Raw genomic sequence first — 14,270 nt, 5'->3', positions numbered from 1 at the left:
GCGTAGCGCCGGTCGTAGAAGAGCTCCTGCCACTGGCGCACCATCCCGAGGTACATATTGTTGAGGATCGCGATCTTCACCGGGATCTTGTACTGCGCCACCGTTCCCATCTCCTGGATGTTCATCTGGATGCTCCCGTCGCCGGCCACATCAAAGACCGGGACATCGGGCCGGGCAAAGTGCGCCCCGATCGCCGCTGGGAACCCGTAGCCCATCGTGCCAAGGCCACCGGAGGTGATCCATGTCCGGGGCTTGCGGAAGCAGAAGTACTGGGCGGTCCACATCTGGTTTTGGCCCACCTCCGAGACGATCACCGCATCGCCCTTCAAGAGTTCGTTCATCTGCTGGAGGATGAACTGCGGGTGCAGGCAGCCGTTCTTCTCCCCAAACCGGAGCGGGTGATGCTGCTTCCAGTGCTGGATCTTTTTCTGCCACGCGTCGCAGACATTTTTCTTTTTGAGCCCGTCAATCATGTCCGTGAGCACGGATTTTACGTCGCCGACAATCGGCACGTCCACGCGCTTGTTCTTCCCGATCTCGGCAGGGTCGATATCGATGTGGATCACGTTCGCATGCGGCGCGAAGGTGTCGATCTTGCCCGTGACCCGGTCATCGAACCGGGCCCCAATCGCGATCAAAAGATCGCATTCAGTCACGGCAAAGTTTGCGTACTCGGTCCCGTGCATGCCGAGCATCCCGAGGTTGAGCGGGTGATCACAGGGGATGCACCCGATTCCCATCAGGGTAGTCGTGATCGGGAGGCCAAGGCTGGTCGCAAACGTCACAAGTTCCGGTGATGCATTGGATGAGATCACGCCACCGCCTGCATAGATGAGCGGGCGCTCTGCAGCGGTGATCAGTGCGATCGCCTTGTCGATCTGGCGCTTGTTTCCCTTGTAGGTCGGGTTGTAACCCCGGAGCGACACTTTTTCCGGCACGACCGGTTCTTTGACCGACCGGGTGTTGACATCCTTTGGCAGATCGATAAGCACCGGTCCCTGTCGGCCCGTGCCCGCGATGTAGAACGCTTCCTGTACCACACGGGGAATGTCAGAGGTGTCCTTTACGAGATAATTGTGCTTCGTGATCGGCATCGTGATGCCCTGAATATCCGATTCCTGGAAGGCATCGTTCCCGAGCATCGTGGTCGGCACCTGGCCGGTGATGGCGACAAGGGGGACCGAGTCCATGTAGGCCGTCGCGATCCCGGTGACCAGGTTGCAGGCACCGGGCCCCGAGGTGGCAAGGCATACCCCTACCCGGCCGCTCGCGCGTGCATACCCGTCCGCGGCATGCGCAGCTGCCTGCTCGTGCCGTACCAGGATGTGCCGCAATGGTGAATCGTAGAGTTCATCATAGATCGGCAGCACCGAGCCGCCGGGGTAACCGAAAATCGTATCGGTTCCCTCGCGCTGGAGTGCTTCAATGAGGAGTTTTGCCCCGGTTTTCATGTTCGTTCCTCGAGTAGTCTGTTCATACCGGCGATCATCGCCTCGACGCTCGCCATGATAATATCCGTGCGGGCGCCTCTTGAAGTTATTATCTTTCCGTCTTTACTTAATCTTACGGTCACTTCCACGAGCGCATCGGTGCCGCCGCTGATTGCGTCCACGTGATATTCTTCAAGACGGATGTTCGCGGCATCGGCGACCGATTTACTGAGCACCTGCATCGCGGCATCGACCGGCCCGTCACCTGTTGCCGCGCCGGTCGTTTCCCTGCCCCTGACTTCGAGTGTGACCGAGGCCGTGGGGATCATGCTGCTCCCCGAGACAACCGTGAACTGCTTGAGCCGGATGACCGGCCTGCATTCCATCGCAAGCACCGCGTCGGCAACCGCCATGAGGTCCGCATCGCTCACCCGTTTCCCGGAGTCGCCGAGATCCTTGATCCGTGCAACGATCGCTTTGAGCTGCTGCTCATTTGGCGCATACTTCATCTCGTGCAGCGCCGCTTCGACGGATGCGGAGCCGGAATGTTTCCCGAGCACGATCCGACGCTTCCTCCCGATCTGTTCGGGACGGATGGATTCGTAGGTCGAGGGTTCCCGGATCACGCCATGGGCATGGATGCCGCTCTCGTGGGTAAAGGCCATCTCGCCGACTACGGCCTTGTTGACCGGCAGCGGGACGCCGGTGAGCCGTGACACAAGCGTCGAGAGGGAATAGATCTCCTCTTTTTTGATCCCGGTCGGGTAGTTGTAGAGCACTTCGAGCGACATGACCAGTTCCTCAAACGGCGTGTTCCCCGCCCGCTCGCCAAGGCCGTTTACCGTCACGTGGGCGCAGGTCGCGCCGGCTTTTAAGGCCGCGACCGTGTTTGCAAGCGCAAAACCGAGGTCGTCGTGGCAGTGGATCGAGAGCGGGGCGATCCCGGCAAGCGGCGGGATGAATGCGGCGCACTTCTCGGGCGTGAGCACGCCCACCGTGTCGCAGAAACAGAGCCGGTCTGCCCCGCGTTCCACGCCGCCGGAAAAAATGTGCGCGAGGAATTTCTGGTCGGCCCGTGACGCGTCCTCGCCCGAGAGTTCAACGATGAGTCCCCGGCTCTTCGCGTACTCGACCGAGTTCCACGCCATCTCTGCAACCTGCTCCCGGGTTTTGCGCATCTTCTTTTCGATGTGCAGGTCGCTCACCGGGATTACGAGATGGACCGAATCGGCGCCGTTGTCCGCGGCATAATCGATATCGGTCTTTACGGCCCGGACAAACGTGCAGGTCTCAATCGGGAGCCCGGCGTTCGAGATAAGCCGGATCGCGTCCTGCTCGCCCGAGGATGTCGCAGCAGAGCCGGCTTCGACAACATCGACACCGATGTCTGCAAGCCTTGTCGCAATCTCTAATTTCTGGTCCGGGTTTAACGACACACCCGGGGTCTGTTCCCCGTCTCGTAACGTGGTATCAAAAAAGCGCAGTTTACTGGCTAATATGTTGTTCGGAAATGAGCAACATTTATTTAAACCCATATTTTCACCATTCAGAGAACCCATATCATAACACATCCTGAATTTGAATCGGACGTAAATTTACGCCCGAATAATTACGATAATACTAATTACGAGAATAGAGGGGGGAAACTCAGCATACGATGATCCATGCGATGCTGCCATGAATGGATGTTTCCCTGCAAGCACAAATATCTTTCCTGCACCAGAGATCCCATGGCATAACAAAAATGCAAACGGATTTTGTTATATAACACGGGGGGACATTTTTGTTATGAAATACCAATGTTTTCCGGCTATGCCCAAACCCGGCGGAACCCTTACATGTGCCGGGCCGATAAAATATCAGACAGGGACGATCACTAAAAAAATACGGGAGAATTCTCGCTATGAATACCGATATGCCGTACAACCCCGGGAAGGGTACGCCTGAACAGGTAGCCGGGGCCATCCGTAAAGACTGCACCCGTTTCAGGACGATGCAGAGCCGGGGCGAACTCGGTGTGGCCATTGCCCGGGTCGTGCTTCTGTACCTGCCCCGCGACATCCGGCAGATGGAACAGAATTTCGGGAATTCGATCCGTGACCTTGCTCCTGAATACAAAAAAGAACTTGAAGAGGCAATCACCGGCCACCTGCTCGGGACGTATCAGGCAATCCGGCTCATGGACCAGCAGGGCACGTTCAGGACAAAAAAAGAGCCGGTGACCGATGCAGAGAGCGCCTACTGGGATATGGTGATCGCACAGTGCCGGCCCGGGACCGGCGATCTCCGGCTCCGGTTCTTAAAATTCCTGCTTGCCGGTTTTTGCATGATTGTCCGGCAGGAGCCGGGCCACCCGGTGGGCATGCGATTTCCCGGCGGCGACCGGGTCGAACTTATTGACGGTGTGTACTACTGCCCGGTCCGGGACAAGGCAGGGGATGTCGATGCCGCACTCTGCCCGTTCTGTCCGGCACAGCAGACCCCGGCGGTCGGGTATCTCAGGCCGCCGATGAACGCAAGCGAGCACCGGAAACAGGAATTTATCGACAACTGCTACCGGTACCACAATTTCAACGGATAAGATGGGAGACCACTTTTAACCGGAATGTCCTGAATCCAGCACGATCTCCCTTATACCGGTTTCACATTCCCGATCCATTCCGTTCCTACCCGTTCAAGGAATCGTGAGCTCCGCTCCTTTGGCTCCGCATGGGTCTTATAATAATTAAGCAGGGCCCGGATCAGGTCCCGTACCTCCGCTGATGTGAGGTAGGTGGCGACCTGCTCACCCTGGCGGGATTTAAACCCGCTGTGGCCGCCGAAGAAGACTGTCCAGCCCTTCGCTGTTCCCATGATACCGATATCCCGTACCCGGCTCTCCCCGCAGCACCGCGGACAGCCGGAGACACCGATCTTGATCTTGGCCGGAAATTCTTTTCCCGCGTATTCATCGGAGATCTCCCGGGCAAGGGCAATTGAGTCCTGCGTGCCGTTCTTACAGTACGAGATTCCCGGGCAGGACTGGACATAGCGTACGCCGGGCGTGATCGAGGCCGTCCCGAGACTGCCAAGTTCCCTGCGCACTGCTGCAATATCCTGTTCCTGAACACCGACCAGCAGGAAGCGCTGGCCTGACGTTATCTTCACAAGGGGAATATGGTATTTTTTTGCGACCTTCGCGATCGTTTCTAGATTTTCCGGGGTGACGACACCGGCCGGGATCCGGGTCTGGATCGCGTAGGTTGTGCCGTCACGCTGGAGTTTTGCGCCATATGTTGCATCGGTCATAAGAGTTCACGATACAGTTGACTGCACCGGATATGAAGCCTTTGAATGAGGACGTATCACCCACCGTTATGTGAGGTAGAGGTTCGCTCGCAGAGACAATCAAGGACAGATCCCGGTTACACCGGAGCACAAACAAAAAACGGGACATGAATGATATTTTACCGGTTGTTGATTGATACGGCAATCTCATGAGGTCTCAATAAACCTCCTGCCGGGTGGAGGCTTGATAAACCCGGCCTCCCTACCATCACAGTACATTATTAGACATCTGCATGAAACCATCCGTGCAGTGTTCCGGTGATCGTATGACCGATTCCGCACCTCCGTCGGGTTCCCCGTCACTCTATATCAACCGCGAGCTGAGCTGGATCCGTTTCAACCACCATGTGCTCGAAGAGGCACAAGACGAACGGCACCCGCTCCTTGAACGCGTGAAGTTCCTTTCGATCTTTGCAAACAACCTTGACGAATTTTTCATGATCCGTGTCTCGGGTCTCCAGCGGCAGGCCTCGCAGGGGGTACTCAGGGCTCCCCCTGACGGGATGACGGCATCGGAACAGCTCGTCGCGATAGAAAAAGCACTTTTGCCAGAGCTTTCTCTCCAGTATGACTGCTGGCAGGACGTGCTCGCCCTGCTTTCCGGCGCCGGTATCTTCATCCACTCCTATCAGGACCTGGATGCAGCACAGAAAAAAGCGCTCCGCACGTTTTTTGTCGAGGAAGTATTCCCGGTGCTTACCCCGCTTGCCTTCGACTCCGCCCACCCGTTCCCGTTCATTTCGAACCTCTCTCTTAACCTTGCGATCACCATCCGCGACCCGATGGGAAAGGAACTCTTTGCGCGGATCAAGGTACCCACCGGTCTCTTTCCCCGGCTTGTACGGGTCCCGGAGAACGGCGCCGGTACGCATCGGGACGACAAGCAGGTGCACCTCGTGTACCTGGAAGATCTCGTTGCCGCGAATCTCGATCTTCTCTTCCCCGGTCTCGAAGTCGTCGGGGCATCGCCCTTCCGTATCACCCGTGATGCAGACCTTGATATCGAAGTCGATGAGGCATCCGATCTCCTGACAACAGTCGAGGAGATCATGGAGCAGCGCGCCCGGGGCACCCCGGTCAGGATCGAGGTGGACTCCCTGATGCACGAGAGCACCTGCCACATGCTTGAAAAGAAACTGGGTATCGGGTCCCATATGCTGTACCGGATCGGCCACCCGGTGGGGATGGCAGACCTCATGGAACTGCTCTCGCTTGACCGCCCCGACTTAAAAGACAGCCCCTTCCAGCCATCGATCCCGCCGGAACTTGCCGAAGAGAAAGATATTTTTTCTGCGATCAGGAAAAAGGATATCCTCCTCTTCCACCCCTATGACAGTTTTACTCCGGTGATCAATTTTATCCGGCAGGCGGCCCACGATCCGGACGTCCTTGCGATCAAGATCACCCTATACCGGGTCGGTTCGAAATCGCCGATTGTCAGGGCGCTCATGGAGGCCCGCGAGAACGGGAAAGCCGTGGCAGCCTTGATCGAGCTCAAGGCACGGTTCGACGAGGAGAACAATATCGGGTGGGCCCGGGCACTTGAACGGTCCGGTGTCCACGTCGTCTACGGGGTCGTCGGCCTCAAGGTGCACGCGAAGCTCTGCATGGTGGTCCGGCGCGAGAAAGATGGCATCCGGCGGTACATGCACCTCGGGACCGGCAACTACAACGCGACGACAAGCCGTATCTACACTGATTTCGGGATGTTCACCTGCGACCGGGATATCGGGTACGATGTGGCAAACCTCTTCAACTTCCTGACCGGCTATGCCCGGTTCGACCAGTACCGGAAGCTCGCCGTTGCACCGGTGACCCTGCGGACAACGATCATATCAGGGATCGACCGGGAGATCGCGTGCCACCGGGAACATGGGGGCGGCCACCTCATCTTCAAGATGAATGCACTCGTCGATCCTGACTGTATCAGCGCACTGTACCGCGCCTCGCAGGCCGGGGTAAAGGTCGAACTCCAGGTACGGGGTATCTGCTGCCTGCGGCCGGGCCTTCCCGGCACGAGCGAGAACATCACAGTCAGCGCGATTGTCGGGAGGTTCCTCGAACACGCGAGGATCTATTACTTCAAAAATGGCGGAAATGACGACGTGTTCCTTGGGAGCGCAGACCTCATGCCACGGAACCTCGACCGCAGGGTTGAGGTTCTGTTCCCGGTCACCAATCCCGCGATCAAAAAAGCGCTCCTTACAACCATCCTCGATACCGAACTCAGGGATAACCGGCAGCTGCGGCTGATGTCCGGTGACGGGAGATACGAGCGGAAACACCCGCAAAAAGGAGAGGCACCGGTCGATTCACAGTCATGGTTCCTCGAACACCCCGGGATATGGTACAATGCCGGCACCTGATCAGGCTGTATTCGAGACCGGTCCCTGCGTCTTTGGGGTAAGCCGGCTCCTGCCCCTTATTGATGTTCTCTCGACAGAGGTTGCCGGCGTACGGGCCGCGGACGATATCGAGCCGGTCCATCGCATGAGGGTCGCCTCCCGCCGGCTCCGGGCTGCACTCCCGCTCTTTTCTGCCTGTTTCCCGGAGAAGGACTACCGGCACTGGATGCATGAAATAAAAAAAATCACCCGTGCCCTTGGTAATGCCCGGGATACGGATGTCCAGATCGCATTTTTAAAAAAATACCTGAAAACTCAAGGTGGAACAGTACCGGCCGGTGCAACAACCCCGGTCCCGGCGCCTTTACCATCGGGTGATCCCATTGCCGAACTCCTTATTCAGCTCCAGAAGCGGCGCAAAGTTCTCCAGCAGCAGGTAATCTCCGTGCTGGACGAACTCGAGGAAACGCAGGTACTGGTATCCCTGCGGGAGGCCTGCACCCCACCGGCAGCACCGGGAAAGAGGAGGAAACGGGAGCGGTATTTCGGGATACTCCCCGGTGCTGCCGACCGGATCGGCAGACGGCTGGCCGGGCTGGACCGGTTTGAGCCTTTCGTGCACAACCCGGATGCGGTGTACGAGCACCATGCCCTGAGGATTGCGGCAAAAAAACTGCGGTACACGCTGGAGACCTATGCCCCGCTCTACCGGCGCGGGTTCAAAAAACCTATCGCCCGCATAAAGAAGATCCAGGATCTCCTTGGCGACATCCATGACTGCGACGTCTGGATCGAACAGATGACCCGTGCGATCATAAAACAACATACCCGTAGGCACCCCGTGGGGACCCTCCCCGGCGCAGCGATTTCTGCAGTGGCCCCGCTCCGGAGGCTGCTTGTCAACCGCGAGCGGCGCCGGACGCGGCTCTACCGGCAGTTTGTCCGGTACTGGGATTCCCTTGTCCGCACCGGGTTCCGTGATGCCCTGCGGGTCGCGGCACTGGAAGGCCAGAAAATGGCATTTGGCCGCCGGTCGTCCCGTGAGACAAAAGAGGAGCGCGAGGCAGTTCTGCGGCTTTCTGCTACAGCGCCCGATCACGTCACCCACAGCATGAACGTGGCAGCGCTCTCCCTCCGGCTCTTTGATGAACTCGCGCCCCTTCATGGACTCGGGCGGCGCGACCGCGACCTTCTCTCGTTTGCGGCAATCGTTCACGATATCGGATGGACTGCCGGGCAGGCAGGACACCAGAAAAAAAGCGCTGAACTGATCCTCACAAGCGGCGACCTGCCGGTACCGGTCCGCGAGCAGGGGATCATCAGTCTCGTTGCCGGGCTTCACGGGGGGAGCGGAAGGGTGAGGCCGGCCGGTTTCTGGCTCCTCCTCTCACCATCTGACAAAAAACGTGTCCGAAGCCTTGCCGCACTTCTCAGGGTCGCTGACGGCCTTGATTATCTCCATACGGGAAACGTGACTGATCTGCACTGCACAACAGAAGGGCCGGAAGTACGGTGTATCCTTACCGGCACCGGGGATGTATCAACGGAAAAAGCCCGTGCACTCAAAAAGAGTGACCTTTTCGCAGAAGTATTCGGGAAAACGCTGGTGATACCGTGAGAGCCAAAACAATCGGGGCAGCCGGACGTGTTGTCGCCTTCATCGATATCGGCACAAACTCTGTACGAATGCTCGTTGTCAGGTTCAATCCCAACCACTCGTACAGCATCCTTACCCGGCAGAAACAGCAGGTGCGCCTCGGGGAAGGCGAGTTTGATGACGAAGAAATAACGCAGGAGGCCATTGACCGGACCTGCCTTGTCTGCCGTAAGTTTGTCGATCTCGCCCGCACGTTCTCTGCCGAGGAGTTTATCGCGGTCGCCACATCGGCGGCCCGGGAGGCTTCCAACCAGTCAGAACTGCTGGCACGGCTGCAGCACGATGCGCTCCTTGACGTACGGGTCGTCTCGGGGCGCGAAGAAGCGCGGCTGATCTACCTCGGGGTCGCAAGCGGGACGCATCTCGGCGACCGGCAGGCTTTTTTTATTGATATCGGCGGGGGAAGCACCGAGATCTCCATCGGGGGTCAGCAGCAGTACAAAATGCTTGAAAGTTTCCGGCTCGGCGCGATACGGCTGACCTCACATTTTCTCTCCGGCAACCCTACCGGGCCCGTGCGTCCTGAACAGTATAGAACCGTCCAGCAGTACGTGAAAAATGCCATTATCCATACGGTCCAGAAGATTCGCCGGGAGAAAATCGATCTCGCGGTGGGCAGTTCCGGCAGCATCATGAACCTTGCCGAAATCGCGCAAAAAACCTTTCACTCGGATGTACTTTCTCCGCCGGGAGTGCTCACGTACCGGGACCTCAAAAAAGTGATCGACCTGCTCTGTTCGCTCCCGCTTGAAGAGCGCCGGAAAGTGTCAGGGATCAATCCCGAGCGGGCCGACATCATCATCGCGGGGGCCGTGATCCTCGAGACGTTTATGAAGGAACTCGCGCTCGAATCCGTAACCACGACCAGCCGGGGGCTCCAGGACGGCCTTCTTGTAGATTATCTCTCCCGTATGGAGGATTACCCCCTGTTCGGGAAACTCTCACCCCGGGAGAGCAGTGTTCTCCAGCTGGGGCGGTCCTGCGGGATTAACGAGTCCCATGCACGTACCGTAACCCGGCTGGTGCTTGAGCTCTTCGATTCCGCAAAAGAGTTAAAACTGCATGATTATGGCGACTGGGAGCGGGAACTCCTTGAATATTCCGCCTTCCTGCACGACATCGGGTCATTTATCTCCTATACCAACCACCATGCCCACTCGTATTATATCATCAAAAATTCCGAACTGCTTGGTTTTGACCAGAAAGAGATCGATATCATAGCTAATATCGCCCGGTTCCACCGCAAGAAAAAACCGCGAAAGAAACGCCTTGATGGTACTGACATCGCAGACCGCGAGCAGCGGATGGTTCTCGCGCTTGCGACATTTGTCCGGCTGGGCGAGAGCCTGGACCGCAGCCATGCGGGACTCGTGGAGCATGCCAAGCTCGTAAGGGTGGAGAAAAACGAAGTCGTCCTCGATATTATCGCGGAGAACGACTGCCAGCTTGAGGTCTGGGGTGTTGAGGCAGAACAGCGGGCCTTTGAGAGGGTGTTCTCAAAACATCTGGCCATAGAGGTAATTTCGCCACGGACAGAAAAAGAAGAAAATGGTCTGGATCTGAAATAAGAAAGCCCTGCGCCCGGTTTTTCAGCATCAGAATGGATGTAATATTACTTTTTTTACTTTTTTGAAGACATGAACTCCCCATGGGATAGTCTTCACCCGGTTGTTTCCTGCCCTTCCGTGTAAGGACGTATTTTACCGGCTCTTTACGGTACTGGTAACGGGGGAAATGGTGACGCTCCTGATCATATCCTGAGCCTCACCGAGATGTGCTGCATACACGTCATTTGTCGGGGAAATATTCGCACCCTCATAGGAAAAAATATAGGGGGTTCCCTCAACGATTGTATAGACCTGGTGGCCATAACCCGAATTGATGTTGTCATCAAGCGGCACCTGATAATCAATACTATATGCTAAATTGCCGGAAACTTCGAGCTGGGCATCGTGCTTGGTCATCACCAAGTAGGGATAATAATTCTGGAGGGCGATGACAGCAAGATTATAGTATTTTCCCAGATCTGTTGTCGTGGACGGATCCACATCGACGCTGAATGTTACGTACGAGTCATTACCCGGGCTAAAAAAATTTACAACGTTGATGGTATCTCTCCCATAATCCCGAATGGCCAGCTGACCTGATTCCTGCATTTCCCAGTCACTGGGATAGGATAATGTTATGCCGTACTGGGAATTGGTGTACGTTGTATACTGGACCGCCGCCGTTGTTGCAGCTGCCGGAAGTGTTGTCGTCACCACTGCGGACGTGGCGGTTATTGGTAATGAGGTCGGGGTATTTTGTGCCTGTACCGCTGTCTCTGCGGGGGATCCCGAAGAATTCGCGGTACTGGTCGTGCACCCGGCACTAAAAATTCCCAGCACCAGTATTACCACGGTAAAAACACTGAATACAATTTTTTGCTTTTTCATTTTAATCAGGTCTCTATGATAAATCACCCTGCTTAAAGGTTGGGATATACTCCCGGTACAGGTGAATGATCGAATCCGGCCCAAAAGAGAAATGGCAAGATACCACAGTTCGGTACAGGAAAAGGTACCTTATCCGATCTTTTTTAACGCGTCCTCTGCGGCCTGACTGACATCGGTTTCCGGGTGGTGCAGCATTTTCATGAGCGGTGTTACGCCCCTTCTGTTCCTGATCTCACCGAGTGCCCAGATCGCAGCATCGCGGACGACCGGGGATCGATCGAGCAGGGGGATGAGTGCATCAATGGCATCCGGCGTCCGCAGAGTCCCGAGGATGAGCGCCACACGCCAGGCTATCCCGTCCGGGGTGTCGCGCAGCGCGTCAATGAGGATCTGAGCAGAACCCGTCCCGGGATCGGACAGGGCATCGAACGCTGCGCTGCGCACCGCCCAGTCATCATTCTCCAGTGCGCCAATGAGAAGCCGAAGATTCCCCGTATCGGGGGCTCCGGCAAGGTTTGTGATGATCCCGAGCCGGACCTGACGCGGGGCACGGTCGAGATCAGCCGCCCACTGCTCGCGAAGGGCCGGGTTGGTGGGCGTCGTGTGCTGTGCTGACGGTACTGAGGCGGCAGACGTTTTTGGCGTCGATGCTGACGGAGCTGGGCTCGCAAGCCCGAGGGCTTCTGCCCAGCTGATGACCGCCCAGCGTGACACCTCGCCGGAAAATCCAAGTTCGTCTTCCAGCCTTTTTGCAAGAAACCCCTCAGTGAGCGCAAGGGGAAGCGTATGGCGTGGGGCGAGAAGATCATCGGTCACATGCTGCCGCACTGCATGTACGAGGACGAAAATCTCTCGGGAGCACTCCGGGCAGGTATCCCGGAGCAGTCCCTCGCATCGGTTTGGATCGTATGCGACTGAGACGCCGTAGCGGGTGACAAGACGTGCGAGCGTGGCGCGGACAGAATCGTTCATGGCTGCTCCCGGGAAGGCGGCATGAGGGTACAGGATATGCCGTCAATTGTTATGGAGGTTTTCGGGTTAAGCGGGACAGCCTTTCCCGGGGGCACATCCGTTGTCGTGCCATCAGGAAATGATGCCTGCCAGGTATCGTCAGAGAGGTTTCGTAATCCTGCTGCGCCGGGGATCGACGGGTGGGGGACGACGCGGCCTATCGCATGGGACCCGTCGTCCATACCGGAGCCCGGTGCGATATGGCGTGCCCGGAGGGTGGTCCCGGGTGTAAGTACCAGGCAGGAATTCCCGCCCGGCCGGCAGATCTGCAGAAACGGGGATGAGGCGATCCTGCGGTGACAGTGCCAGCAGGAGATATCCGGGTGTGTCATGTCAGCAAAGTTCTCTGCATGACAGGAGGGGCAGGGCACCAGCCGGTCTTTCAGGGAAAGAAATAGGCTCTGCCATTCCCCTTCGGTCACTCGTCGGCCCGGGTTCCTGATCCCATCGGTAAACGCCCGGATAAACAGGGCCTTAAGTTCAGGCGGGCAGAGTTCCCAGCGCTTGCGGGCGACAGCATAGTCAGGATCTTCCGGCAGCCGGTTTGCCGGGTTATCGGGATCGAAGACAAAAACCGGTGAGAAACCGTACACCTGTTTTTTTGACGGGATGTCCCAGCAGTGGTACTGGTATTCCATGGTGCCGTGGAACGGGTGGTGCCAGACCCAGACATAAAAGAGGAGGACGGCGAGCGCATGGAGATCGGTCTCGGTTGATGGGTCACTCTCCCCCCGGATCAGCTCCGGGGCCATGTACTCCATCGTACCCCAGACCTGGCACCGGGACTGCCGGTTGACACCGACGTTGTCGTTGTCACAGATTAAAACGTCACCGGTTTTCGGGTCAAACATCAGGTTTCCTGCCGAGATGTCCCGGTAACAGTGGCCCGAAAGGTGGAGAGCCCGGTAACTGTTGGCGAGCTGGTAGGAGATTTCGGAGAGTGCGCCAAGCCCTGGGACAGGTTTTAAATGCGCCCAGACTTCGCCGAGCTCGGCAAACCGCTGCGTATCGATTCGGGTCATCAGGTACCCGAACTGCTGTAACCCTTCGGCAGTGACAAGATCGAGCGGCCAGATGAACCGTTTCCCTGCGGCCCCGTAGGGAGGGCCGGTCCGGACAAGATAGGAGATTGCGGTCCGCTGGTCCGGGGTGGCCTGCTCGGGTTTGTACCATTTTACGGTCTGGAACCCCTGGGGGCCATCGACAAGATAGACCTCCCCCTGCGTACCTTCCCCGATCTTTTTAATCACGGAAAGGGTCGTCCCGAGCAGTTCTGCATGAAGAGTCTGGCCGACTGCAAGCGGCATGATTACCAGTCCTCCCATGCAGAAACCGGAGTATCTGTCTCTGCCGGTCCGGGTGGGGATTGCAGTGACGTTTCCGGCTGGACACAGGCCCAGACAAGCGTCATGTCGTCGCCGCTTGCAACCGCCGAGTAGCGGTCGAGCCAGCCGACCATAGCCGCGGCAACGGCCTCCACCCCGTACGTGCGGATCCTGTCGACAAGACTGTGGACAAAGATCGAAAATTCTTCACTTTCTGCCCCGTTAAACGAGTCCGAGATCCCATCGGTGGCTGCAAGAAGAATCCCACCCTTGCCACGGTCGAGCGTAGCGGTTCTCCAGAGAAGGTGGGCATCGGGAGACGAGAGCGAATGTGTTTCGTTACCAGCAGGAACCGGGTCCCGGGGGAGGGGAAATTCGATCGTACCGTCAGGTCTTACAAGCAGGAGGTCGCCATCTCCAATCTGGCTGACAAGAATACTGCTATGTCCGACAAGCGCAGCAATGAGCGTCGTCCCATACCGGGAATAGTGCGAATCTGGCCCGGCAGCAAGCGGAAGTGGGGAAGGGGGAAGCGTCCGCCGGCCGGTATCCTGCACGACAAGTTCCCGCCAGCGCCGGGTGACCCTGCGGGGAAGATCCATTTTGAAGCCGGCCCGTAACTGCTGGGGGGGAATGTCCCCCTCCGTATACGAACGGAAAAACGAGACCAGTTCGCTGATGGCGGCGTCAACAGCGAGGGCAGAACCGGCCCGGCTCTGGTCGTGACGGGGATCGCCATG

At 57.5% G+C, this 14,270-nt stretch carries 11 protein-coding genes; 4 read left to right on the top strand and 7 right to left on the bottom strand.

The features are described 5' to 3' along the window. The coding region (gene ilvB, locus WCE46_RS05295) for a biosynthetic-type acetolactate synthase large subunit (RefSeq protein ID WP_424732658.1) at positions 1-1,451 on the bottom strand (1,451 nt) is incomplete at its 3' end. Then, on the bottom strand, positions 1,448-2,965 hold the full coding sequence (locus tag WCE46_RS05290; RefSeq protein WP_424732657.1) for a 2-isopropylmalate synthase: 1,518 nt from the start codon (positions 2,963-2,965) through the stop codon (positions 1,448-1,450). The genes ilvB and WCE46_RS05290, both read right to left, overlap by 4 nt. Before the next feature lie 368 nt (positions 2,966-3,333). On the opposite strand from WCE46_RS05290, the gene WCE46_RS05285 reads away from it, so the two are divergent. Beyond that, positions 3,334-4,011: a DUF2115 domain-containing protein gene (locus WCE46_RS05285; RefSeq protein WP_424732656.1), complete on the top strand. Its 678-nt coding sequence runs from the start codon at positions 3,334-3,336 to the stop codon at positions 4,009-4,011. A 50-nt stretch (positions 4,012-4,061) separates the two neighbouring features. Here the strand turns inward: WCE46_RS05285 and WCE46_RS05280 are convergent, their stop codons facing one another. Next, entirely contained in the window at positions 4,062-4,718 is a 657-nt protein-coding gene (locus tag WCE46_RS05280; protein ID WP_424732655.1) for an NAD(P)/FAD-dependent oxidoreductase, read from the bottom strand. A 305-nt stretch (positions 4,719-5,023) separates the two neighbouring features. Here WCE46_RS05280 and ppk1 point away from each other — a divergent pair, with 305 nt between their 5' ends. The 3 genes from ppk1 to WCE46_RS05265 are packed head-to-tail and all read left to right on the top strand — an operon-like array spanning position 5,024 to position 10,327. Beyond that, the gene (ppk1, locus tag WCE46_RS05275; protein ID WP_424732654.1) at positions 5,024-7,123 is read left to right on the top strand and encodes a polyphosphate kinase 1; all 2,100 of its coding nucleotides are present in this window, start codon (positions 5,024-5,026) and stop codon (positions 7,121-7,123) included. Continuing rightward, complete coding sequence (locus tag WCE46_RS05270) at positions 7,110-8,720, top strand: CHAD domain-containing protein (RefSeq protein ID WP_424732653.1); 1,611 nt, start codon at positions 7,110-7,112, stop codon at positions 8,718-8,720. The genes ppk1 and WCE46_RS05270 overlap by 14 nt, the downstream gene beginning before the upstream one ends. Continuing rightward, positions 8,717-10,327, top strand: coding sequence for an HD domain-containing protein (locus WCE46_RS05265; protein WP_424732652.1), 1,611 nt, complete (start codon positions 8,717-8,719; stop codon positions 10,325-10,327). Before WCE46_RS05270 ends, WCE46_RS05265 begins: the two co-directional genes overlap by 4 nt. Positions 10,328-10,459: 132 nt before the next feature. Here WCE46_RS05265 and WCE46_RS05260 read toward each other — a convergent pair whose 3' ends face one another. The 4 genes from WCE46_RS05260 to WCE46_RS05245 form a co-directional block, all read right to left on the bottom strand. Continuing rightward, positions 10,460-11,194 carry a hypothetical protein gene (locus tag WCE46_RS05260; RefSeq protein ID WP_424732651.1) on the bottom strand — a complete coding sequence of 245 codons (735 nt, stop codon included), beginning with the start codon at positions 11,192-11,194 and terminating at the stop codon, positions 10,460-10,462. A gap of 129 nt (positions 11,195-11,323) precedes the next feature. Next, positions 11,324-12,166, bottom strand: a complete 843-nt coding sequence (locus WCE46_RS05255; RefSeq protein ID WP_424732650.1) for a HEAT repeat domain-containing protein — start codon at positions 12,164-12,166, stop codon at positions 11,324-11,326. Continuing rightward, positions 12,163-13,530 (bottom strand): protein kinase domain-containing protein, encoded by a 1,368-nt coding sequence (locus tag WCE46_RS05250; protein ID WP_424732649.1) that lies wholly within the window; start codon positions 13,528-13,530, stop codon positions 12,163-12,165. Before WCE46_RS05250 ends, WCE46_RS05255 begins: the two co-directional genes overlap by 4 nt. Further along, positions 13,515-14,270: protein phosphatase 2C domain-containing protein (locus WCE46_RS05245; protein WP_424732648.1), on the bottom strand; the 756-nt coding region annotated here is incomplete at its 5' end. The genes WCE46_RS05245 and WCE46_RS05250, both read right to left, overlap by 16 nt.

It is taken from the genome of Methanoregula sp. (assembly GCF_049690535.1).
In the GTDB taxonomy this organism is placed as follows: domain Archaea; phylum Halobacteriota; class Methanomicrobia; order Methanomicrobiales; family Methanospirillaceae; genus Methanoregula.
This window is presented reverse-complemented; position numbering and strand designations above follow the sequence as displayed.